The sequence below is a fragment of the Corallococcus sp. 4LFB genome, assembly GCF_046520365.1.
In the GTDB taxonomy this organism is placed as follows: Bacteria; Myxococcota; Myxococcia; order Myxococcales; family Myxococcaceae; genus Corallococcus; species Corallococcus caeni.
This window is the reverse complement of the sequence record NZ_JBKGHJ010000009.1, coordinates 1-22,812: the sequence shown is the minus strand read 5'-3', so window position 1 is coordinate 22,812 and position 22,812 is coordinate 1. Positions and strand designations below refer to the sequence as shown.

The window sequence follows — 22,812 nt, the reverse complement described above, 5'->3', positions numbered from 1 at the left end:
CGTCAGGTCCCGCCCGGGACGAAGGGGAATGGCGGCGTGCGGCATTCGTCACTTCGTCTCGACTCATGGATATCGGTGGGTGCAGCCCACGCGGCGCCTGCAAATACAGCCGTTTTTGTGCACCGCTTGAACCCGCCGCCAGTTCCCCCACTATCCAGGCACGGTCCTTCCGGAGCTTGTCCGAGGACATGACGAGGGGAACACAACACATGTTGAATTCCGTTCGACGCCCTGCCCTGTTGTTGGGTGTGCTGGCGATGTTGCTCCAGGCCTGTGGTGAGGGATTGCCGCCTCCGGAGCCAACGCCGGGGCCCACGGCTGAAAGCCCCCAGGCCCTGACGCAGGAGGCGCCCACAGATGAGTTGGTCTCGGCCCTCCAAGCGATCCCGGGCCTCACGGTGGTCAGCGAGACTCCCGCCCCTGCGCCGGGGGTGCGCTTCTTCTTCCTCACCTACGAGCAGCCCGTCGACCATTTGCACCCGCAAGGCCGTCGCTTCCAGCAGCGTCTGACCTTGCTGCACCGCTCCACGCAGCTGCCCATGGTGCTGGCCACCACGGGCTACGACCTGCTGCCGTTCCCCTTCCAGACAGAGGTGACCTACCTGACGCAAGGCAACCAACTGCTGGTGGAGCAGCGCTTCTTCGGCCCGTCCACGCCCCAGCCCGCGACGTACCAGCACCTGAACCTGGAGCAGGCCGCAGCGGACCACCACCGCATCGTGAACGCGCTGAAGCCGCTCTACACCGCCCGGTGGCTCAGCACCGGCGGCAGCAAGGGAGGCATGGCGTCCGCCTATCACCGCGCGCTCTATCCCCAGGACGTCAACGGCACGGTGGCGTATGTGGCTCCCAACAGCCACGGCCCCCAGGATCCCAGCTACATCCAGTTCCTGCGCCGCGTGGGGACCGCCGCCTGCCGCGAGCGGATCCGGAACTTCCAGCGCGACGTGCTGACCCGTCGCGAGGAGCTCCTCCCCGCCGTCGCCGAGTACGCCTGGGCAACGGGCCTGTCATTCGACTTCCTGGGCCTGGACAAGGCCATGGAGTTCGCCACGCTCGAGCTGCCGTTCTCCATCTGGCAATACGGCGATGCGTCCGTCTGCGAGGCCATCCCGCTGCCTGGCGCCCCCGCCGCGGCGGTCGTGGATGTCCTCAACGACATCTCAGGAATATATGCATTCGATGACACGGGCATCGAGAGAAGTGCGACCTACTACTTCCAGGCCGGAACGCAGCTGGGCAGCTATGCTTCGGACGAGAGCCACCTGCAGGGGCTGTTGCACTACCCCCGCCAGTACGCGCCCGCGTCGCTCGTGCCGTTCTCGCTCAAGCCCTACCCGTTCAATCCCTTCTCCGTGCCGCTCATCGAGGGATGGGTGAAGCTCTTCGGTCAGCGCATGATGTTCGTCTACGGAGAGAACGATCCCTGGTCCACGAACCCGTTCCAGGTGAGCCAGCGCAATGACTCGTACCGGTACTTCGTCGCGGGCGGCAATCACAACTCGTCCCTCTTCGACCTGCCGGAAGCGGAGCGGACGCAGGCCCTGGAGCGGCTCTCCGCGTGGGCAGGCGTACCGGTGAATGCCCTTGCGCCGGGTGCACGCAGGGCACAAGCCGGCGAGCTGCCAGTCCTTACGCTCGCCCGTCAGCGCCCCGGTTCGCCGCTGCATCATTGAGCGGATGCTGTGGGTGCGGCGTGCGTGGAGCCGCCACATCGTCACCAGAACGCGAGAGCTCCCAACCCATCCTAGCATCCCAGGCTGAGGGTAACCTAAGAATTGCCTCAAGAGGATGAGAATGCATCCGAGGTGGAGAAAACCGACGAAGTTCTCCACCTTCACCTCGTATCAAGTGACGAGGCGACGGAAGTTCTGGAGCCAAGCAAAGAGTCGCTCCACATTCCAGCGTCCGAGGTATCAACGCAACTCGCGGCCATCCTGAGTCTTCGCCTTGTGCGCCCGGCGGTGAGGAGCAATCAACTTCACTCCCATGAAGAACGCGTCAACGAAGTCCTCCTTCAGGTCCAAACCTCCGCGCCCCTTGAGGTTCAGGGCCAAGGTACGCAGGATGGCTCGGAAGATGCCGTCCCGCACCCTGCCCTGGAACCAGGGGGGACCGTCTTGCAGGGCGGGTACTTCTCCTGTGGCAGATCAAGTTCCACTGTTCATCCGACAGGTCCGCCGGTCAGTTTCGAACATGGCCATCCCCTCCATTTCGATCAGCCGCCCGGCCTTCGTCCTCATGCCTGCTCGCTCAATTCTGAAACCGGCTCTAGACTGATCCAGTAATCCTCTCCCTTCCTGGAGACATCCACGCAATGGCAGACTTTTATGAAGTTGGTCGGAATCGCAGTGGGCCCCGCGATGCGGCTCATCGCGAGCCGACCTGAAGCGGCGCAGGAAACGACAACCTCACAGCAAGAAATAGAAGCCATTCATGATCCGGCAACTTCGAGATGTCACTGGATTCCGCGGAGAGAGAATCGTCGAACTTTGTTTGACAGACTACAGCAGCTTTGCCTACCCCCTTTTTCGCCCAGGATTCCTAGGAGACAAGTGGCCTGCAATAGATTTTTATGTCGAACTGACCTCTACCAGCAACCGTCGGCTCTATTTCTTCGGCCAAGCCAAATCAACAAGCACCCCAATCACACCACGCTCTAGGCGATTGAAGATTTCGACAGATCGGGATGACATTGAGCATCTCCTTCAGATCCCCGCTCCGACATACATTCTTGGCGTGCATGAACCCACAAAGCGCGTATTCGCAAGAGCAGTCCATGCGGGAACGCCAAAGAGGGCAATATCTACAATCCCGGTGCAGCACGAACTCAATGCCGCAAACCTTCAGCGCCTACATGACGAAGTAGTTGCATACTGGTCAACAACAACACACAAGCCAACAACATCGGTGTTCGGATGAAAAAACAAATTCAGGACCAAGAGTTGGTCGCGCGCCGCAGCGAAATCATGGCCGAACTTCTTCTTCAAGACCTACACCCAGCCTTTGTGGCTCGCAGCGAAAGCTCAGACTTTGGGGTTGATTTCTTTGTTGGTTTTTTGAATCCAAAAGGAGGAATGAATATTGTCGCAGTCGAGGTGAAGTCCACAGGAAACCCCGCCCCAAGTACATTCAAAATCTCAAGAAGGGCTCACAATCTCCTCACAAACTCAAACATCCCAGGCCTACTTCTTGTCATCAACACAAAGCTAAATCGCCACTACTACGCAGAACCCACACAAAATGACGAGGGAGGAGAAATGGTCACCATCCCAATAACTGAGGCAACCGGAAACTCATGGGCCTCTCTCGCTAGACGGCTCTCGGGTTTGCCGTAAATATCCCCTACAAGCGCAAACTTACTCCTGGAGCACCCAATGCCTCGTTGCGTCCTGGCTTCTCATTTCAACTTCAAAAACGAACGCCAAAGACGAGTTGCCCTCCAGGACAACAGAGAATGACTGGTACACATACCGTGGCGCTTCACCATCCGTTGAGAACGCTGGAGCAGGCCGATGAAGCGCTCGACGAGGTTGCGTTGTCGGTAGGCGTTGTGACTGACGTAAGCCAAGCGCCGCTAGTCACAGTGCGTGGGAATGACGGGACGAATGCGGTGCGCATGACACCAGGGACTACTCAGACGGTCTTCCAATGCCCGAACCTCTTGGGCAGGGCGCGTACTCGATTCAAGACCCGCACAACTTGGCGCACCCGACGCATCAGCGCGTCCAATGCCTTCTTGTCCGCCTGCTTCAGTTTCACGCCAGGCTCCTGCATGTCGGCCCTCCCGCTGGGGCCCACATGCAGGCTCGGCAGACTTCATCTGGGACGAGGATTGGTGCTATTGGTGGATGTGCGTCCCCGTCCGTAATACTGGCCGCACTGACGAGCGGGTGTGAAGATGGCTTTGGTTCGTGGGGACGCCAGGGACCTACCGAATAAGCTGACTGGAAGGGCGGGGATGCCTACGATCGAATGGGATGCTGACGCAGGGATTTTATTCGTCGATGACGAGGAATGCTACGCAGACGACGGTAGCGGACCCGTGCTTATGCGTAGCGGGCTTCTTTCGCGGCTGCGAATTGAAGACTTGCCGGAGGAGATTAGCGTATGGCCTGCTCAACGCGTAATAGGTGGCAGCTCAAGGGAGATGCATCGAGATGGATCGGGGGTTGAACTGAGCAATGTTGGTGGCCGAGCGTTCGTTCGAATTGAGGACGCTATCATTCGTGATGAGGACACCTTCCCCGACGCTAAGGCTCGCGTTGTCTTGCTTGAGCAAGATCGCGCCGCCGTTCTTGAGAAACTTTTGCGGCTTAAGCAGGCAGGAGAGATTGAGGAATTCTCTGTTTCACAGGTAAGCGAAAAGGAGATTATCTATATTGACCTTGAGATGTTTCTCCCTTCACTTAGAGGGTTGAGCCTCCTAGAGGCGGTACATCTAGCAGTGGATTTTTGGTCTCGTGCTCTCGGTCCCTCGATTGGTCCGGAAGAAATAAGTCGACTTTTAAAATCAATGGAGGTCCTTGATTCAGGCGGGCGACGTGGGGCAGTTCCGCTTGAGGCGTGGTTGTTGCCTCAGCTTGCATCCGCTCTTGGGTTTGAACCAGGAGAACTTCACTTCTCTGTACGTCTCGCATCTGGTGCTGAAGTAGATGCGGTGGCCTCCCCAGTACGGGAGGGTACGCCATATGTAGTCTTTGAAGTGAAAAACAGTAATTCGTCCATGGGAGGGGAAGTGATGTTTGAGCAACTTCGTTCTCTTATTGACGAAGCCGGCGCACCTGCAGGTGTTCTTGTTGCTCCCAAGCGCATAGTGGCCATCTCAGGAGAGAGGCGATTAGAGCTGCGAGCCGGAACTGAAGAGCAATCGCTCGTCAATGAATTCTATGGATTGGTGGGAAAAAAATCAGTCAGCGAGCGATTAGTTATCAGCGATCCGGGCAGAGTCGGTTCGGGACTCTTCAAGGTAAATGCATCGCGCTTGGCTGGCTTGATCCGTCTCATCAATGCTGAGTCCAGCGCAGCAGAGAAAGGCAAGGCCCTTGAGGATCTTGCGGTTCTGCTCTTGGAAGGAATTCAGTGCGTACGTGTGCGCGAACGTCGGCTTCGAACAAGAACCGCCGAGATAGATCTCGTCGGCGAGTACGTGCGCGTTCCTCAGGCACTGCTATTTGAACAGTTTGAGCGTTACTTTGCTGTTGAGTGTAAGAATTGGGACTCCCCTGCTGGTGCCAAGGAGATTCGGGATTTCTTGGGCAAACTAGAGGAGTTGCGTTTAAGTTTTGGAGTGTACTTTTCGAGATCGGGCATTACGGGACGAAACGGTGGTGCCGATGCAAGGGGCGCGATTTCACATGCCTTTCAGCAGAATGGGCGTGTTGTTGCTGTCATAACTCTTGAAGACATTCTTCTGGTCGCACGCGGTGTCGATTTTTACGAACTGTTGGATGGTCGCTGTCGGGATGTGCAGTTCCTGAGAGGGTGATTTCGGGAACGTATGGGGGCTTGCCCAACTACCCGCAGCCCCACCTTTTCTCCCTACTATCTCGCCCCTCAAGTCCTCGCTCTCATCGGCAGGCCAGGGCCACAGCCAAAAAAGCTTGTTCGCATGCCTGCAGTTTGTGTGCCCCGCATTGAGCACTTCTGCAACAACTTGAAGCAGAATCGCAGATTAGGGACGCGCTATGAGAAGCGCGTCGCCAACTACGTGGCCACGGCGCAGATCGCCATGGTTCGCCTCTAGCTCTAATTTGTGGGACACGCTCTAGACTGTCTCTGCGGTCCCATTCCCCGTCATGGAGACAGCTACTCAATAATAGACGTTGTTAAAGTCAGTTGGAGCGGCGCTTGGTTCCGCGATGCTTCTCATTGCTTGTGGACCAGAACCAGCGCAGGAAGTGCCGCCGGAGACGCAGTCCTCGCGATAGGACCGGACGGTGCGCGCAATGGCTCCTCCGGACAGCTGTGACCCATTCGAGGACGCGACGGGTGGTGTCCCGTCAGCAGCAGCATCTTCACCTGTTTCAACGGCGTCCAGATGAATGCCTACAACACGCCGGACGGCTGGTGCATCAACGCGGATGTCTGCAAGAACTACGGCGGTCTCTGGGGGTTGCCCAGAATGGTGAACGCCATGAAACGACAGACGCTCAAACTGGCCTTCAGCTTGGGGACTATGCTCACGGGTTGCGGACCTGAGGCACCGCCCGCCACGGAACCCACGACGACAGACGATCGCGTGCACGTGATGACTCCGCCCGACAGCTGCGACCCGGACATCGACTTCGGCCGGTGCCGCGTCAACACCGACCCCGTCCGCTTGCCAATGGCTTCTATACGTATGCCTATTGGACGCCAGACGGCTGGTGCATCCGCTACGACGCCTGCAACAACCAGGGCGGCCCGTACGTCTGCGGTCTGCAATGAAGACTCCCTCCCTGCCTTCTTCAAGGGCAGGGAGGCTCAACCCTCAGCTTACTTAACGCCGCGCTGTGCCGCCTCCAGCGTGTTCTTCATCAGCATCGCAATCGTCATCGGCCCCACGCCGCCCGGAACCGGCGTGATGAACGACGCGCGCTCGGCCGCCGCGGCGAACTCCACGTCGCCCACCAGCTTGCCGTCCGGCTTGCGGTTCATGCCCACGTCGATCACCACCGCGCCGGGCTTGATCCACGCGCCCTTCACCAGCTCCGGCACCCCCACCGCCACCACCAGGATGTCCGCCTGCGCCACCTCCGCCGGCAGGTCGCTCTTGCGGTGGCACACCGTCACCGTCGCGTCCTTCTGGAGCAGCATCAGCGCCTGCGGCTTGCCCACGATGTTGCTGCGGCCCACCACCACCGCGCGCTTGCCCGCCGGATTGCAGCCGACCTCTTCCAGGAGCCGCATCACGCCGTAGGGCGTGCACGCCCGCGTCGCCGGGCGGCCCAGCAGCAGATTTCCCGCGTTCATCGGGTGGAAGCCGTCCGCGTCCTTCTCCGGCTTCACCGCGGAGATGACGGCGTCCGCGTCGATGTGCTTGGGCAACGGCAGCTGCACCAGGATTCCGTGCACCGCCGGGTCCTCGTTCAGCCGGTGCACCAGCGCCAGGAGCTCCTCCTGGGTGATGGTCTCGTCCGGGTGGTGCTCCCAGGAGCTGAAGCCCACCTCCTCGGCGGCCTTCTTCTTCCCCGTCACGTAGATCTTGGAAGCCGGATCCTCACCCACGCGCACCACGGCGAGTCCCGGGGTGATGCCGCGCTCCGCCTTCAGGCGCGCCACCTCCTCCTTGATCTCCGCACGCACGCGCGCCGCCACTGCCTTGCCGTCAATCAACTGAGCCGTCATGAGACCCACCTTATGCAAGACTGGCCCGGCGCAAGGGAGCGAAGCGACGGCATGGGTGCGGGAAAAGTTCTCGGGGCGATGTTGGGTCTCATGGCCGGCCTCCTCCTCGGCGGGCCCTGGGCCATCGTGCTCGGGCTCATCGTGGGCACGGGCCTGGGCCACTACTTCGACGAACAGCACGCCGCACCCCCCGACTTCCCCGAAATCTTCAGCGACTTCCCCGCCACCTTCGAACCGCCTCCCAGGCAGGCCCCCCTCTCCCAGGGCCCGGGCGAGTTCCCCATCGTCCAGGCCCCGGACGAGGACCCGCTCGACCGCGACCTCACCGCCCTCTTCGTGGACGTGGCCCGCGCCGACGGCGAGATGCGCCGCGAGGAGGTCCGCGAGGTCCGCCGCTACTTCGAGGAGGTCCTCCACGCCGACTCCCACACCGTCCAGGCCGTGCGCCGCCACCTCAAGGACTTCCTCACCCGCCCCGCCACCCTGGACGTCCCCGCCGCCCTCGCGTCCTGCCTGGACTCCCTGCCTTCGGGCGAACGGCTCCGCCTGCTGGACGCGCTCTACGAGATGGCGCTCGCGGACGGCCCCCTCCAGCGCTCCGAACGCGAGGCCCTGAAGCGCATGGCCGAGGGCCTGGACGTCCCGGACGCCAAGGCCCAGGCCCTGGCCGAACAGCACCTGGGCGACGCCACCGCCCACTACGCCACCCTGGGCCTGCCGCCGGACGCCACCGACGCGGAGGTGAAGAGCGCCTACCGCAAGCTCGCCGCCCAGCACCACCCGGACAAGGCCAGCCACCTGGGCCCCCGGGCCGCCGAGCGGGCCGCCCGTCAGTTCCAGGCCGTCCGCGACGCCTACGAGGAAATCCGGCGGCTGCGCGGCCTGTAGCCCGGGTTAGAAGACAGGAATCCCATGAGCCAGCGTCCCCCGAAGAAGAAGGAAGCGGAGTTCCAGAACAACCCGTTCAAGTCCGCCATCAAGACGCTCCAGGACCAGCAGAAGCAGGAGAAGGAGGCCGCCGCCGCCGCGGAGGTCGCCAAGAAGAAGGCCGCCGTGCAGAAGCCCGCGAAGGCCCCCAAGGCCCGCCCGGAGGACGACGACGTGGGCCTGTTCTTCTCCGCCATGGACGGCGTGCAGCAGATCACGAACCGCGGCGAGGCCCCCAAGACGAACCCGCGCCTGCCGGAGCTCATCGACGACAACGCGGAGGCGCTGGCGCAGCTGTCCGACCTGGTCGCGGTGGACGGGCCGCTGTCCTTCACCGGCTCGGACGCGTCCTTCGAGGGCGCCTCCCCCGGCACCGACCCCAACCTGCTGCGTTCGCTGCGCCGGGGCGACTTCTCCGTGCAGGACCGGCTGGACCTCCACGGCAAGACGCAGAAGGAGGCCCAGGCCGCCGTGGAGCGCTTCCTGTCCGACAGCCGCCGGGCCAAGCGCCGCTGCGTGCTCATCGTCCACGGACGCGGTTTGAATTCCAAGGATCAGATCCCGGTGCTCAAGGACGCGGTGCGCGACCTGCTGTCGCAGAAGCGGCTGGAGCGGATGGTCCTGGCGTTCGCCACCGCACGCCCGCAGGACGGCGGGGCCGGCGCCGTGTACGTGCTCCTGCGCCGATAGCTTTACGCGTGCCCGTGGCTGTGCATACATGCCGCCATGGTTCGCGACCTCATTGACCTCCACATCCACGTGGGTGGCGCGGTGGCCCCGCACATCCTGTGGTCCATTGCCCACCAGCAGGGCTTCAAGCTCCCCGTCAAGAACTACTTCGACTTCGTCGAGCTCATCACCTCCCGTCCGGGCAAGGTGGGCAGCCTCGACGACTACCTGAAGATCCTCCACACCTGGACGGAGAAGATCCAATCCTCTCCCAGCGCCATCGAGCGCTCCGTCTACGAGGTGATTGGCAAGGAGTACCGGGGCAGCCGCGTCACGCAGATCGAGCTGCGCTTCAACCCCATGAAGCGCAACCTCTCCAGCGAGCTGGACCTGGACCACATCATCCACGCGGCGCTGCGGGGCATGGACCGCGCGGTGCTGGAGTACGGCGTGAAGGTGGGCCTCATCTTCTGCTTGGCCCGCGAGTTCGACCACAAGCTCAACAGCATCATCGTGGAGAAGGCCATCAAGTACCGCACGCGCGGCGTGTACGGCATCGACCTGGCCGGCACGGAGCGCGACGCCATGGAGCACAAGCCCGCGCTGTCGCAGTACGAGGACCTCTACGCCCGCGCGCGCAAGGGCGGCCTCAAGTGCACCGTGCACACCGGCGAGACGGCCGGCACGGGCGCGGAGGGCCTGATGGCGGTGGTGGAGAAGCTCAAGCCGAACCGCATCGGCCACGGCATCCGCGCCGCGTACGACGAGTCCGCGATGAAGATCCTGCGTGAGAACAACATCACGCTGGAGCTGTGCCCCACGTCCAACATCCACACCAAGGCGGTGGCGGACCTGAAGGAGCTGGAGCACATCATGCGGACGTTCTGGGACCGCAAGGTGAAGTTCACCATCAACACGGACGGCCCCTACCTGCTGGAGACGGACATGCGGCGGGAGATTGAAATCGTCGAGTCCAACGGCCTGCTCTCCACCGAGCAGGTGGACCAGGCGCTCGCGTGGGCGCGCGAGGCGTCCTTCATCCCGGCCTGACATGTACGGCTTCACTCGCGCACTGCTGTTCACCCTGCCCCCGGAGCCCGCGCACCGGCTGGGCATGTCCGGGCTCGCGGCCCTGGGCAGGTGGCCCGCCCGCTGCCGCGCCATGCGCGAGCACACGCTGCGCCTGGCGCCCATGGACCTGTCCGTGGAGCTGGCGGGGCTGAAGTTCGCGCACCCGGTGGCGCTCGCCGCCGGGTTGGACAAGGACGCGGAGGCGGTGGACGGGCTGTTCGCCTGCGGCTTCTCCGCGGTGGAGATCGGCACCGTCACGCCGAAGCCGCAGCCGGGCAACCCGAGGCCGCGCCTGTTCCGGCTGCCGGAGCACCGCGCGGTCATCAACCGCATGGGCTTCAACAACCACGGCGCGGCCACCGCGGCGGAGCGGCTGAAGGGCCGGACGTGGAAGCCCGGCCCGCTGGGCGTGAACATCGGCAAGAACAAGGACACGCCGCTGGAGCGCGCGGTGGACGACTACGTGGCGTGCGTGGACGCGCTCGCGGCGCTCGGGGATTACGTCGTCGTCAACGCGTCCTCGCCCAACACGCCGGGCCTGCGCAAGCTGCAGGAGCCGGAGCAGCTCTCCGCGCTGCTGCTCGCGGTGCGCGAGCGGATGGAGGCCGTGGCGCCGGGCACGCCGCTGTTCCTGAAGATCGCCCCGGACCTCACGCCCGAGGCCGTGGATGAGGTGGTCGACGTGGCGATGGAGCGCGGGCTGTCCGGGCTCATCGCCACCAACACCACGCTCACCCGCCCCTTCGAGCACGTGCACGCGAAGGAGGCCGGCGGCCTGTCCGGCGCCCCCGTGCGTGAGCTGTCCAACGCGGTCATCCGCCGCGCCTGGCAGCGGAGCCGGGGCACCCTGCCCCTCATCGGCGTGGGCGGAGTGTTCACCGCCCAGGACGTCTACGAGAAGCTGCGTGCGGGCGCCACCGTGGTGCAGGTGTACACGGGCTTCATCTACGAGGGCCCGGGCATGGTGGACCGCATCCTCCCGGAGCTGGGCGCCCTGCTGGCCCGGGACGGCTTCGCGTCCGTGCGCGACGTGATTGGCGTGGACGCGCATCCGGGCACGCCCGCCGTTCCCGTGTAGGGCCGCCGCCCTCCGTCCTCTTTCGAGCAACGACCCTGCCCTCTGGGGCAAGTTTTCACGTGGCCTACCCAATGGCACTTGCTCGATATCGCTCGACCATATCCGGCCGACGCATATCCCGGAGTTGTCCTCGTTCTTGCAAGGCACCTTGGCATCGCAGCCCAGTTGCAACAGCCGCCAACCTATGGCTCGCGGATGTAGCCAATTGAGTGGATGTAGCGCCATCCGCGTCAGCGCGTCACGAACACCGCAGTTTTCGACGAAATGACCGAGCTTTGGACCATGCGCCCTCAGGGTTCGGCCCTACTGCGCCCGGCCCTGGCCCTGACAGCACTCAACGAAAGTCAGGCTTGGGCTGATCAGCGACAAAGGCATCCTCAGCACGTGGGACATGGTCCACGAACTCGTCCTCGACGCCATCTGATAGCCCGTGAAGCCGCTGCTGGGCTGCACGACACAAGCCCACATCTAGCACCAACCGATTCACTGATGGGTCAGGCGTGCCCCTCACTCAAGGGCTACTTCGCACGCAGTGCCTGACACGCCAAGAATTCGCCTGTCACCGAGCATCCAAGATCGACTTCAACGGAGACAGCATGAACTTCAGCTCGACCAGCATCAAACTATTGGCAGCAGCGACTGTCGTGACACTGGCAACTGGATGTACCAAGCACACAATGGGTTACCGGCGTCCTGAGCGATGGGAGTACGTCCGCCTGCCGCCCATTGAAGCCGTACCCAACCAAAGTCCACTCATGAAGGCCGCGCGATACCAAATCCAGGTCTGTGAGAATATCGCAGCCGGCTATGCTGAGCTATCAACAAACAGCAGCAAAGAGGGGACGTTCTACAAGGTCATCGGCCCAGTCCTGACGGCAGTAGGCGCAGCATCCACTGCTACGTCGACGCTGCTAACCAAAGACTCGGATGAGCAAAAAGCATTTGCCATCACAGGAATCAGCGCCACTTTGATTGGTGGAGCATTGGCAATCAACACTGCCTTCACTGGAGATGCCCGTTCAGAAAGCTATTCAAAGGCATCGGCAAGCGTATATGGCGCGGCCGACAAATTCCGCGAAGCCCTGCGCGGCAAGATCGATGCCTCGGATGAGGCACTCAAAGAACGGATTTGCTCACTGAGAGCTGCTTGCTTTCAGAATCAGATCAACTTGCGTCCTGTAGGTGACCCGTTTGGCCCAACATCCGGCCAGCCTGGACGGTTCGACGAAAACAAGATTGTCGAACAATACGTAACATCATTCTGCTCGCATGCCTCATCTGAACCCGGATTCAATCTCTCAAGTTGCGGCAGACCAAGCAATGCGTCCAATCCACAGTGCCCTGAAACGGCCTGCGAAGCAGCACTCAAGGACCGTAACAACACGGCCGCCATAGCAAATTGCATGGATTGGTATGATCGCCGCCACGACCAGGGAGATCCAACTGCAACAGATCCAGTCCAGGTACTCCCTAACACCTCAAAAATTGAATAGTGCAGCACTGGTGCATTTCGATCATGCACTCGTGCAGCCCCTGCTGCATCAATTCAGCGGATGAATCTAACCGCTGAGGCGCCATCGTACGGAAGCACGGCCGTCTTGCCAGAGCGCATCTTGCAAATGGCGAGGCGCTTACCGCCTTGGTCCTGGCCGGACTGAAAGTGGGCGGGTCATCCAGCTCCGCCATGGGGCCGCTCGCGTAGGGCTCCCGCTTCCGTCGTCTTTCGAGCAACGACCCTGCCCTGCGGGGCAGCTTCACGCATGTCCTCCCCGCAGCACCTTCCTAGCATCTGGGGGCAGGGAGGCGGACATGCGGACGAGGTCGTGGTGGTGGGCGGTGGCGGCGGCGGGGGGCTTGCTGGGGTGCGGTGCCGGACCGGAGACCGGAGACTCCGGGACGCCGCCGGAGGTGGCGCAGGTCCAGTCACGGATGGAAGCCGCGTGGGGGACCCGCGAGGTGAAGCAGGTGCTCCCGCTTGGCCGGATACCGGGGACGCAGCTGGAAAAGGAGCCGCGTCCCGACCTGCTGACGAACGTCGCGGGCACGCTCTACTTCGTGGTGCAGGAGGAGGATCAGCGCATCGCGTTGTGGAAGAGCGACGGGACGCCCGGGGGCACCGTCGTGGTGAAGGCCTTCAAGCCGACGAACGCGCTGCTGGGCGGCCTGCGGATCACCGGCATGACGCCGCTGGGCTCGCGGCTGTTCTTCCACCTGTTCGAGCCGGAGCTGGGATGGGAGCTCTGGGTGAGCGACGGCACGCCGGAGGGCACGCAGCCCGTCGCGGACCTGGCGGCCGGGCCCGCGGATTCGAACCTGTATGGCTTCACGGAGCTCAACGGCGCGCTCTCCTTCTTCCGGCACGCGCCCTACGGGCAGGGCTTCACGCAGCTGTGGCGCTCGGATGGCACCGCGGCGGGCACGGTCCTCCTGCGGGACTTCGGCCGCTTCACCGGCGCCTTCGGTGAGGTGCTCCCCTCCTCCGGCCTCCGCGTGTTCTTCACGGAGGACTTCGAGGAGACGGTGCGGCTGTGGCGCACGGACGGCACCGCGGCCGGGACGTTCCAGCTGAAGGACTTCGGCATTCCGGGGCTGTACACGGGCACGGTCATGTGGACCCAGCGGGTCGGGGACTCGATGCTGTTCATCCTTCGCGACGCGGTGGGCGGCACGCGCCTGTGGCGGACGGACGGCACCGTCGCGGGGACCCGGATGTTGAAGCGATTGGATGCGTCCTGGGACGTGGATATGGGCGTTCCCCAGCTCGTGGACGGCACGGTGGTGTTCACCTTCACCGATGCCGGCCCCAGCCTGGAGGTCTGGAAGACGGACGGCACGGAGGCCGGCACGATGCGGCTGGACGCGTTCGGCCGGGATGGCCGACTGCTGGGGGTCGTGGGTTCCTTCGCCACGGTGCTCACGCTCACCGATGACGAGCGCTACCTGAAGCTGTGGCGGCTGCCTTTGGCCGGAGGCCTCAAGCAGGGCGTCACGGTCCTCTCCAATCCCTACGCGGATGACCCGCAGGCCGTGCCGGGCCTGCGCAACGCCGTGAGCGTGGGAGACCGCATCTACTTCGCCCAGACGCTGGGCGCCCGCGTCCAGATGCCTCGGGACGTGGAGCTGTGGGTGACGGATGGCACGGCGGCCGGCACGCGGCGGCTGTCTTCGGGCCTCACCCGGCCGGACGTGTATCACTCCCCCCTCTTCGCGCTGGATAACGGCGGCCTGCTGTTCTCCGCGAAGGGCAATGTCTGGGTCACGGATGGGACGGTCCAGGGAACCCGCGCGGTGGACTCGCTGACGGCGGACAAGACGCCGGCGGAGGCTGCGGCCTTCACGCGAGTGGGTGACGACATCTTCTTCCGCGCCATCCCGGGCGCCCCGGGTTTCTCGCTGTGGGCCATTCCAGCCGCGAGCCCCTGATCCGGTAGCCGCCGGTCCTGTCGAAGCGCTCTGCAACGCCGCATTCAGGCAGTCGCCTGATCAGGCTGGGAACCAATCCCGTCCGGGCCCGTTTGGCACAGCTGGCTTGCTATTCCACCTGCCGACCGTGCCAGACTGGCCGGATGAACCGCGTCCTCCTGCTGGCCGGACTGTTGAGCCTCGTTGCGTGCAAGGGCAACATCGGGCCAAACACCAACACCGGCGGCCCCAACAACCCCGAGGATCCCGGCGGGTCCGGGGGCAACCTGGCCGCCGCGTGCGTGGTGCAGTCGGTGCTCACCAATCGCTGCTCTGGCTGTCACGCCGCGCTGCCGACGCAGGGGGCGACGATGCCGCTGCGCACCCTGCATGACATGCGGGTGAGCTCGGCGATGGATGGGAAGCTCAGCAACGCCCAGCGCGCGCTCATCCGCATGCGCGACGACGCGTCTCCGATGCCGCCGGCCCCGCATGAGCGCGCGAGCGCAGCCGAGCTCACCGCGCTCGAGACCTGGATCGGGGAGGGGATGCCCCTCTGCAATGGCACGGGCGGCCCGCCCGTGACCACGGTGCCCGAGCCCAACCTGCTCGATCAGTCCGCGCTCTTCACCTGCACCGAAGGCGTGCGCTCGGATGCGCCGACGCGCATCCGCCGCATGAACCGGCGCGAGTTCACCCGCAACGTCGGGGGCTCGGTCGAGCGCAGCTGGACCGGGTTCAGCTTCTACGACAACCCGCTCGATCCCAGCGCCATCGAGCAGTACAGCTCCTGGGCCACGGACGAGACGCTGGACGAGGCCACGGTGGAGCTCTTCCTGCCGGTGGTCGGCGCGGCCGCCGCGCCGTGGACGATGAACTACCCGGACGGCAACCGGATGGAGCGTGTCTTCACCGACAGCCGCTTCAGGTGCATGTTCGACGACGCGAACCCGAGCGACGCCTGCAAGCGCTTCCACCTGGGCCAGATGCTCGAGTTCGGCGTCTTCTTCCGCCCGCCCACCGAGGATGAGCTCACCCGCCTCACCGCCTTCGCGACCGCGGTCATCGCGCAGGAGCCGAGCTACTCCCCTCAAAACCGCGCGGACTCCATCACGCGGATCTCCAACGCCGCGTGGATGATGACCGGCGCCATGTTCCGCCGCGAGCTGGGCGACAAGCCGGCCGACGGTCGCGTGGAGCTGACCAGCCTCGAGCTGGGCTCGCAGCTGGCCTACGCGCTGGCGGGGCGCGCGCCCTCGGCCACGCCGAGCTTCGTGTGGCCGTACTACTCCGCGCCCCTGGAGGGGCATCTGGCGGACGTGGCCCTTGCCGCGAAGGATGGCTCGCTCACGCAGGATGCGACGGCCACCGCCCTGATCAAGAAGCACCTGGGCGGTGTCGACACCCACCAGAACGGGACACCGCGCTTCGACCTGGTGCAGGACTACAACGAGGAGCAGCGCTCCAAGCGCGGGCAGTACTGGCTGGGTGACGGCGTCGCGGGCTTCTTCCGCGAGTGGCTCGGCTACGGGCACGTGTCCGCGGTGTTCAAGGAGTCCCCGGCGGCGACCTCGCGCTTCGAACTCGAGGGGCTCGGCTACATCAGCTCGGTCTCGTACGACAACCTGCTCACCAACTTCCATCCGCTGGAGCCGACCTTCATCCAGCAGTTCGACGATCTGATCGCCCGGGTGGTGGTCGAGGATCGGGACGTGCTGGCGAACCTGCTCACCACGCGCACCTTCTACGTGCCCTCCATGCAGGACGCGGCGTACGACTCGCACAAGGGCCTCTCGCACCCCTACAACGTCAGCGAGATCCTCCCGGCGACCGTCGCGGGCCGCTGGAAGACGCTGCCTGCCGCGGAGCGCGCGGGCGTGCTGACCCACCCGGTGTGGCTGGCCGCGCACGGCGGCAACTTCGAGGACGATCCGTCCATCGTCCACCGCGGCAAGTGGGTGCGAGAGAACCTCCTGTGCGGCTTCGTCCCGCCGCTCAGCAGCGTGCAGGTGGCGGCCAAGGTCGGCCCTCACGCCGCCGACAAGAACGCGCGCCGCCGCCTGCAGGAGGCGACCGCCGGTGCGCAGTGCCAGGGCTGTCACCGGCTGATGGAGCCGCTCGGCCTGCCCTTCGAGATCTACAACCACGCGGGCTTCCTGCGCGCGCAGGATCACTCGACCAGCGGAGGCTGGACCACGCCGGACGGAAGCTCGACGCTCACGTCGATGCCGGACCCCGCGCTGGACGGCCCGGTGCGCGACGCGGTGGAGTTGAGCGAGCGCCTGGCGACCTCGCGGTACGTGAAGCGCTGCTTCGTGCGGCAGGCCTTCCGCTACTTCATGGGACGCCCGGAGAACCCGAGCGACGCCTGCACGCTGACGCAGATGGAGCAGGCCTATGATCAGAACAGCGGCTCGTTCTCCAAGATGCTGACCACGCTGATGACGAGCGACACCTGGAAGACGCGGCGTGTGCCGCAGGCTGGAGAGTGACTGCCATGTTCTCGCGACGAACCGTCCTGAAGGGCATGGCCGCCGGCCTCTTCGCGCCCTACTTCCACGACGTCTACGCCCAGTCGTCCGCGTTGCCGGCGCGCCTGGTGCTGGTCCTCGAGTGCAATGGCGTCTACCCCCGCGCGCTCCTGAGCACGGGCACCCGCGCGGCGCTGGGTGGCCGCGCCACCACCTCCGACCGCCTCTTCTGGGACGCGTACAAGGACACGCCGCTGGTGCGTGAGGGCGACGACCTCGCCAGCGCGATCAGCCTCGGGCCGCTGGCGGCGTCCTCCGGCAACATCGACCTGGTGAACCGCTCCGCCGTGCTGCTGGGGCTGTCGAACCTCATCGCGGGCGGCGGGCACTCCAGCGGGACGGGCGGGCTGAGCTGCGCGGTGAACGGCGCGGGCGCGACCTTCGACGCGGTGATCGCACCCCGCCTGCGCCGGGGTGCGCCGTTCGACGTGCTGCGCCTGGGCACCAGCTCCGCGCGCGTGTCGATCGTGTACGAAACCTGCGCGCTCGGACCCCGCAAGCCCGCGGGCATCATCGTCAACCCGTCGCTCGCGTTCGACAGCACCTTCGGCTCGCTGCTCGGCGGCTCGACGAATGGGCGCGACCGCAAGATGCTCTTCGACTTCGCGCTGGCCGACTCGCGCAAGGCGCTGGCGGAGTTCAGCGGCAACTCCAACGAGCGGCTGAAGCTGGAGCGCTACGTCTCCTCGCTCGAGTCGCTGCGCACGCGGGAGGAGCAGCTCGCGGGCATGGCGGACCGCGTGCGGCCCTACCTGCCGCTGGCGCCGAAGGACAACCCGCTCCTCACCGGAGCGGGCTCACCGCCCGACTCGCTGAAGTGGTTCGAGGCGCAGTTCCAGATCGCCACGGCGTCCCTCCTGGGCGGGCTGACGAACACGGTCGTGCTGGCGACGGGCACCTCGGGCTTCGACGTGGCCTACGGCCCGGAGGTGAGCGACGTTGCGCGACACAGCCTGCAGCACGGCCTGGACGCGGGGCAGAACTGGGATCGCGTCGCCGAGGTCACCCGCCGCCACGTGCAGCTGGTGGCGAACCTGGCGAGGACGCTGGCCGCCACGCCCGAGGTCGGCGCGAGCGGCTCGATGCTGGATCACACGGCGATCGTCTTCATGTCCGACAACGGCGAGCAGCACCACTCCACCTCGCGGGAGTGGCCGAAGCTCGTGGTGGGCGGCAACGCACTGGGCCTGAAGACCGACGGGCGCACGGTCGTGTACCCGAAGTACGACGCGGCCCGGAACCGGCAGGTCTCCAACCTCTTCAACACGCTCGGCCACGCGTTCGGAGACGCGGACTTCAACACCTTCGGGCAGGAGGGCAGCACGCGCATCGCGCCAGGACCGCTGAGCGAGCTGTACGGCTGAGCCGCGAGAGCGGCCCGCGGAACCCGTGAAGTGCCCGCGGCGGGCACTTGGGCCGTGCCGGTCCTTGGGGGGCATTGCGTTCTTGGATATAGCGGCGCGTATGCCCACCCTCCTCCTCAGCGCGAAGGACCTGCGCGGCCTGTACACCGTCGAGCTCGGTCTGGAAGCCGTCGAGCGTGCGTTCCTGGCCCACGGCCGCGGCGACGCGCTCATGCCCCCCAAGGTGTACCTGTCCCTGCCGAAGTACGACGGCGACTTCCGCGCCATGCCCGCGTTCCTCGACGGCGCGGCCGGCGTGAAGTGGGTCAACGCCCATCCCCACAACCCGCGCAAGCACGGCCTGCCCACGGTGCGCGCCGTCTACATCCTCAGCGATCCGGACACCGCGTCCCCGCTGGCCATCCTGGACGGCACGCTCTTGACGGCGTGGCGCACCGGCGCCGCGGGCGGCATCGCGTCCAAGTACCTGGCCAAGAAGAAGCCCCGCACGCTGGGCCTCGTGGGCTGCGGCGTGCAGGCGCGAGTCCTCATCGACGCGCACCGCGCCCTCTTCGGGGACCTGGAGCTGCTCATGGCGGACGTGTCCCCCCAGGCCGCGGAGGCCCTCCAGAAGGAGAAGGGCGGCCGCGTGGTGAGCCTCCAGGAGGCCTCCGGCGCGGACATCGTCTGCTCCGCCACGCCCGCGCGCGCCCCGGTGGTCCGCCGCGAGTGGGTCCAGCCCGGCGCCCACATCAACGCCATGGGCGCGGACGCCCCCGGAAAGCAGGAGCTGGATCCGCGGCTGCTCGTCGAAGGGCGCGTCTTCATCGACGACGCGGAGCAGGCCCTCCACTCCGGCGAGGTCAACGTGCCGCTGCATGACGGGCTCATCCAGGCGGAGCAGCTCGCCGGCACCCTGGGAGAGGTCGTCGCCGGCCGCAAGCCCGGCCGCACCGGCACGGAGGTCACCGTCTTCGACTCCACCGGCCTCGCCGTGCAGGACGTGGCCCTGGCCCGCGCGCTCTACGACGTCGCGCTGGCGAAGGGCGTGGGCCAGAAGTTCGATCTGGTCGAGGACGCGTAGGCGCCCCAGGCCGTCCCCCACCCGGTGCGTCCTGCCCGCAGGCAGGACCCGTCAGGACGCCCGGGTGTGCAGCTGTAGCTGGGTGACAAAAAAGAGAGCGCTCGCCGGCACCTTGGAGTTTTACCGGCGAGCGCCCCGGGCCGCGTGCCGACTGGCAGGGCCTCGTAAAGTCGCTGGCGGACGTGAAGCGGCCCGAAGGCCCGGCCCCACGCCACCTTCATGTTTTCTGCCGTCCGCCCCGCGTCCCGGGTCTCGGGCCCCGCGCTCGGCGTCCGCTTCCTTCAAAACTCCTGCGTCCCGGCGGCGATTCCTGCACCCGACTGATCCGCCATCACCACGGTGGGCACGCGCCTGCTCACCGGCAACACCCGAGGCGCCACTACCACACCCCGCCCATCAATCTCCACGAAAATCGCGCTATTCCCATCTATAATCCACGCACACGCGGAGCCCACCGGGGAAAGCACCTCCCCCTTCCTACGAACGCACCCGCCCCCAATTGCTTGAGGACGGGCGTGGATTCTCCGGATCGGTCTGACATTTCCCGGCCCTGAAGGGCGGGCTTCAGCCTGGGGCCAGCCCTGCCACCTGGCGGTACAACGTGTCATGCCGGCGCACCATCTTCTCCAGGGACAGCTCCCGGGCGACGAAGCCCCGAGCGGCCTTGCCCATCTTCCGGGCCTCCTGGGGCTGGGCCAGCAGCCGGCGGAAGGCCTGGGCCAGCTGGGCGGGCCGCTCCGGCTCCACCACCAGGCCGCGCTCGCCGTCCGTGATGAGGTCCGGATTGCCGCCCACCCGCGTCACCACCATGGGCAGCCCGGCCGCCATGCCCTCCATCACCGCGTTGGACATGCCCTCCGCGGTGGAGCACAGGACGCCGAAGGTGGCCTGTCCGTAGAGGGCCGGGACGTCGCTCCGGTGCCCCAGGAAGCGCACCCCGTCCTCCACCCCCAGCTCGTGCGCCAGCTTCTCCAGCTCCGGCCGGCGCGGCCCGTCTCCCACGAGCCAGGCGTTCAGCTTCGTCCCCTCATGACGCAGCATGGCAAGCGCGAGGAGCAGGTCCTCCTGCCGCTTCACGGGGTGGTTCATGTTGGCGACGTGGATGACGGTGGGCGCGCCGCCGGTGTCCGGGGTGGCGTCCTTGAGCCCTGCCGCCGCCCTGGCGTCGAAGCGCTGGAGGTCCAGGCCGTTGTGGATGACGGAGATGCGCGCTTCGGGCAGCCCCTCCTCGTGGATGAGCAGCTGGCGGATGGCCTCCGCGTTGGCGACGACGTGGTCCGCCATGCGCGTCATCCGCGCGTGCAGCAGGCGGCGGGCCTTGCCCTGCCAGTGGGACAGGTCCAGGCGTCCGACGATGACCTTCGCGCCCGCGAGCTTCGCGGCCGGCACCGCGATGATGCTGGAGTAGAAGTCGTGCACGTGCACCAGCTGCACGCGGTTGGCCTTGAGCCAGCGGGACATCCGGTGGATCTGCGACAGCGTGTTGGGCTGGAGGAGCGACCCGTCCAGGGAGAACACCTCCGGCGCGTGGCCCAGCTTCCAGACCGAGTCCATCAGCGGCCCCTGGTCCTCCAGCACCGACACCTGCAACCGGTAGCTGGAGGGCAGGCCTCGCAGCAGCTCCAGCACCTGGACCTCGGTGCCGCCAATGTGGAACGACCGGGTGAACTGCACCAGGCGGAGGGGCTCGTGCCCCATCCGCGCATCCTCACGCCGCATGCCCAGACCCCTCCCATGTGGCCACCGGCGCGGTGTTCACCGCCGGCCGCCTCCCCACCGCCAGGGCGCGCTCCCGTGCCTGCGCGATGCGGTGCGCGCTCGCGGCCAGGCCGAAGAGCACGTAGCAGTGCGCGGACAGGATGTAGCCCGAGAACAAGTCACAGATGAGGTAGCCCGCCACCGACGCGGACAGCGCCCGGGCCAGCCACCCCATCTCCGAGTCCGCCGACGCGGCCAACGCCCCGCCCACGGCCCCTCCCGAGAACACCAGGAAGCACAGGAGGCCAATCCACCCGAGCTCCCCGATGACGTCGAGGAAGATGTTGTGCGCCACGTAGGCGCGGTGCGCCTCCGGCGGCGCGTACTGGAACCACGCGTAGCGGAAGCCGCCCGCGCCCACGCCCAGGAGCGGCTTGTCCAGGCTCATTCGACTGGCCACCTGCCACGCGTACACGCGGCCCATGGCGGACGCGTCCTCGTGGAACGTCGCCACCGTCTCGTTGCGCTGCCAGAAGCTCTTGGGCGCGAACACCACCAGGCCCAGCACGAACACGCTGCCCAGCACGATGGCCTGCATGCGGCGCTTCTCACGGATGGCCCACAGCGCCATGGCCACCGACAGGCCAATGAAGCCGCCGCGCGAGTGCGACAGCACGATGGCCACCACCGCCAGCACCGCGGACACCGCGCACAAGAGGCGGAACACCCACGGCGTGCTCTTGCGCGCGAGGAACGCCACCGCGAGCGGCACCACCAGCACCATGTTCATGGCCATGTGGTTGGGGTCCGCGTACACGCCGACCCAGCGCGAGCGGAAGCCCTCCACCATGTCCTCGCCGACGATGTACCAGTTGATGACGCCAATGGACGTCACGATGGCGCCCAGCACCATCGCGCCGCACACCACCGCCAGCCGCTTGCCGCTGGTGATGACGTTGACGAGCGTCAGGTAGATGGCCGTGAGCTTCAGCAGCTCCACGCCCTGGAAGCGCGTCACCTCCGGGTTCACGCTCCACGCCACCGAGCAGAACGCCAGCGACGAGAACGCCAGCAGCGCGATGCCCCGCGCGCCGTCGAAGAAGAGGGGCTCCGCCTTGCCGATGCGGCGCATCACCATCAGGCCCGCGCCCAGCCCCGACGTCAGCAGCGCGAGCCGCAGCGGCTCCAGCGCGGGGATCCACTCACCCGGCACCGCGTACATCACCGCCGCGAACCCCGCGAGCATGTAGAACGCCAGTACGTCGCGACGCTGCCCCTGCGCGCCCGGTCCCATGTACCCCACCCCTTCGCTGTCGGTCGCTCGTCCCGTCACACGCGTGCCCCTGGCCCTCGTGGAATGCCGCTGCTGACCGCCCGGGAACGCGGAGCAAGCGACGCGCTTGCTGCGTGTTCACGTACGGCCAGCGGGCAAGGGGCAAAGCAGCGCGCGTGCCAGGGGCTGGGGGCGAAGAAGGCCCGTATCTTCGGGCGGTTGCGGGACCACTCCGGACCGCCGGGCCGGGCAAGGCTGAAAAAGCTACGGGACCGGCGCGCTCTCCATCGGAAGCACCGCGGAGGCGATCACGTCCAGGCGCCCCTCGCGCAGCCACGCCGGGCCCAGCTCCGCCAGCAGCCGCGCCAGCGTGGAGTTCACCACCCGACGCAGCTCCTCGCGCGCCG

Annotated in this window: 18 protein-coding genes; 13 read left to right on the top strand and 5 right to left on the bottom strand. The window is 65.8% G+C overall.

Annotated features, from left to right (window positions below; genetic code table 11):
* Window positions 1-362: 362 nt before the first annotated feature.
* Window positions 363-1,676, top strand: coding sequence for a S28 family serine protease (locus ACLEQD_RS02085; protein ID WP_410381307.1), 1,314 nt, complete (start codon window positions 363-365; stop codon window positions 1,674-1,676).
* 240 nt (window positions 1,677-1,916) lie between these two features.
* Here ACLEQD_RS02085 and ACLEQD_RS02080 read toward each other — a convergent pair whose 3' ends face one another.
* Window positions 1,917-2,093 (bottom strand): hypothetical protein, encoded by a 177-nt coding sequence (locus ACLEQD_RS02080; protein ID WP_410381305.1) that lies wholly within the window; start codon window positions 2,091-2,093, stop codon window positions 1,917-1,919.
* A 343-nt stretch (window positions 2,094-2,436) separates the two neighbouring features.
* Here ACLEQD_RS02080 and ACLEQD_RS02075 point away from each other — a divergent pair, with 343 nt between their 5' ends.
* Window positions 2,437-2,922 carry a DUF4365 domain-containing protein gene (locus ACLEQD_RS02075; protein WP_410381303.1) on the top strand — a complete coding sequence of 162 codons (486 nt, stop codon included), beginning with the start codon at window positions 2,437-2,439 and terminating at the stop codon, window positions 2,920-2,922.
* Window positions 2,919-3,338 carry a DUF4365 domain-containing protein gene (locus ACLEQD_RS02070; RefSeq protein WP_410381301.1) on the top strand — a complete coding sequence of 140 codons (420 nt, stop codon included), beginning with the start codon at window positions 2,919-2,921 and terminating at the stop codon, window positions 3,336-3,338. The genes ACLEQD_RS02075 and ACLEQD_RS02070 overlap by 4 nt, the downstream gene beginning before the upstream one ends.
* Window positions 3,339-3,636: 298 nt before the next feature.
* Here the strand turns inward: ACLEQD_RS02070 and ACLEQD_RS02065 are convergent, their stop codons facing one another.
* Window positions 3,637-3,762, bottom strand: coding sequence for a hypothetical protein (locus ACLEQD_RS02065; protein ID WP_410381299.1), 126 nt, complete (start codon window positions 3,760-3,762; stop codon window positions 3,637-3,639).
* A 199-nt stretch (window positions 3,763-3,961) separates the two neighbouring features.
* Between ACLEQD_RS02065 and ACLEQD_RS02060 the strand changes: the two genes are divergently transcribed.
* The gene (locus ACLEQD_RS02060) at window positions 3,962-5,488 is read left to right on the top strand and encodes a hypothetical protein (RefSeq protein WP_410381297.1); all 1,527 of its coding nucleotides are present in this window, start codon (window positions 3,962-3,964) and stop codon (window positions 5,486-5,488) included.
* A 989-nt stretch (window positions 5,489-6,477) separates the two neighbouring features.
* Here ACLEQD_RS02060 and folD read toward each other — a convergent pair.
* Entirely contained in the window at window positions 6,478-7,329 is an 852-nt protein-coding gene (gene folD, locus ACLEQD_RS02055; protein ID WP_410381295.1) for a bifunctional methylenetetrahydrofolate dehydrogenase/methenyltetrahydrofolate cyclohydrolase FolD, read from the bottom strand.
* A gap of 90 nt (window positions 7,330-7,419) precedes the next feature.
* Here folD and ACLEQD_RS02050 point away from each other — a divergent pair, with 90 nt between their 5' ends.
* The 9 genes from ACLEQD_RS02050 to ACLEQD_RS02010 all read left to right on the top strand — a co-directional run bounded on the left by ACLEQD_RS02050 (window position 7,420) and on the right by ACLEQD_RS02010 (window position 19,434).
* Complete coding sequence (locus tag ACLEQD_RS02050; RefSeq protein ID WP_410381293.1) at window positions 7,420-8,217, top strand: TerB family tellurite resistance protein; 798 nt, start codon at window positions 7,420-7,422, stop codon at window positions 8,215-8,217.
* A gap of 24 nt (window positions 8,218-8,241) precedes the next feature.
* A complete protein-coding gene (locus ACLEQD_RS02045) occupies window positions 8,242-8,946 on the top strand; it encodes a Smr/MutS family protein (RefSeq protein ID WP_410381291.1) in 705 nt (234 codons plus the stop codon).
* Window positions 8,947-8,982: 36 nt separating this feature from the next.
* Window positions 8,983-9,975 carry an adenosine deaminase gene (gene add / locus ACLEQD_RS02040; RefSeq protein ID WP_410381289.1) on the top strand — a complete coding sequence of 331 codons (993 nt, stop codon included), beginning with the start codon at window positions 8,983-8,985 and terminating at the stop codon, window positions 9,973-9,975.
* 1 nt (window position 9,976) lies between these two features.
* The gene (locus ACLEQD_RS02035; protein ID WP_410381287.1) at window positions 9,977-11,074 is read left to right on the top strand and encodes a quinone-dependent dihydroorotate dehydrogenase; all 1,098 of its coding nucleotides are present in this window, start codon (window positions 9,977-9,979) and stop codon (window positions 11,072-11,074) included.
* A gap of 596 nt (window positions 11,075-11,670) precedes the next feature.
* Window positions 11,671-12,567, top strand: a complete 897-nt coding sequence (locus tag ACLEQD_RS02030; protein ID WP_410381285.1) for a hypothetical protein — start codon at window positions 11,671-11,673, stop codon at window positions 12,565-12,567.
* A gap of 316 nt (window positions 12,568-12,883) precedes the next feature.
* Window positions 12,884-14,497, top strand: a complete 1,614-nt coding sequence (locus tag ACLEQD_RS02025; RefSeq protein WP_410381284.1) for a hypothetical protein — start codon at window positions 12,884-12,886, stop codon at window positions 14,495-14,497.
* Window positions 14,498-14,640: 143 nt separating this feature from the next.
* Window positions 14,641-16,968 (top strand): DUF1588 domain-containing protein, encoded by a 2,328-nt coding sequence (locus ACLEQD_RS02020; protein ID WP_410381283.1) that lies wholly within the window; start codon window positions 14,641-14,643, stop codon window positions 16,966-16,968.
* A gap of 5 nt (window positions 16,969-16,973) precedes the next feature.
* On the top strand, window positions 16,974-18,371 hold the full coding sequence (locus tag ACLEQD_RS02015; RefSeq protein WP_410381281.1) for a DUF1552 domain-containing protein: 1,398 nt from the start codon (window positions 16,974-16,976) through the stop codon (window positions 18,369-18,371).
* A gap of 100 nt (window positions 18,372-18,471) precedes the next feature.
* Entirely contained in the window at window positions 18,472-19,434 is a 963-nt protein-coding gene (locus ACLEQD_RS02010) for an ornithine cyclodeaminase family protein (protein ID WP_410381279.1), read from the top strand.
* A gap of 564 nt (window positions 19,435-19,998) precedes the next feature.
* On the opposite strand, the gene ACLEQD_RS02005 is transcribed toward ACLEQD_RS02010, so the two are convergent.
* Together ACLEQD_RS02005 and ACLEQD_RS02000 are read right to left on the bottom strand one after the other, a co-directional pair.
* The gene (locus tag ACLEQD_RS02005; protein ID WP_410381277.1) at window positions 19,999-21,153 is read right to left on the bottom strand and encodes a glycosyltransferase; all 1,155 of its coding nucleotides are present in this window, start codon (window positions 21,151-21,153) and stop codon (window positions 19,999-20,001) included.
* Window positions 21,143-22,426, bottom strand: coding sequence for an O-antigen ligase family protein (locus ACLEQD_RS02000; RefSeq protein ID WP_410381275.1), 1,284 nt, complete (start codon window positions 22,424-22,426; stop codon window positions 21,143-21,145). Before ACLEQD_RS02000 ends, ACLEQD_RS02005 begins: the two co-directional genes overlap by 11 nt.
* Window positions 22,427-22,812 lie beyond the last annotated feature (386 nt).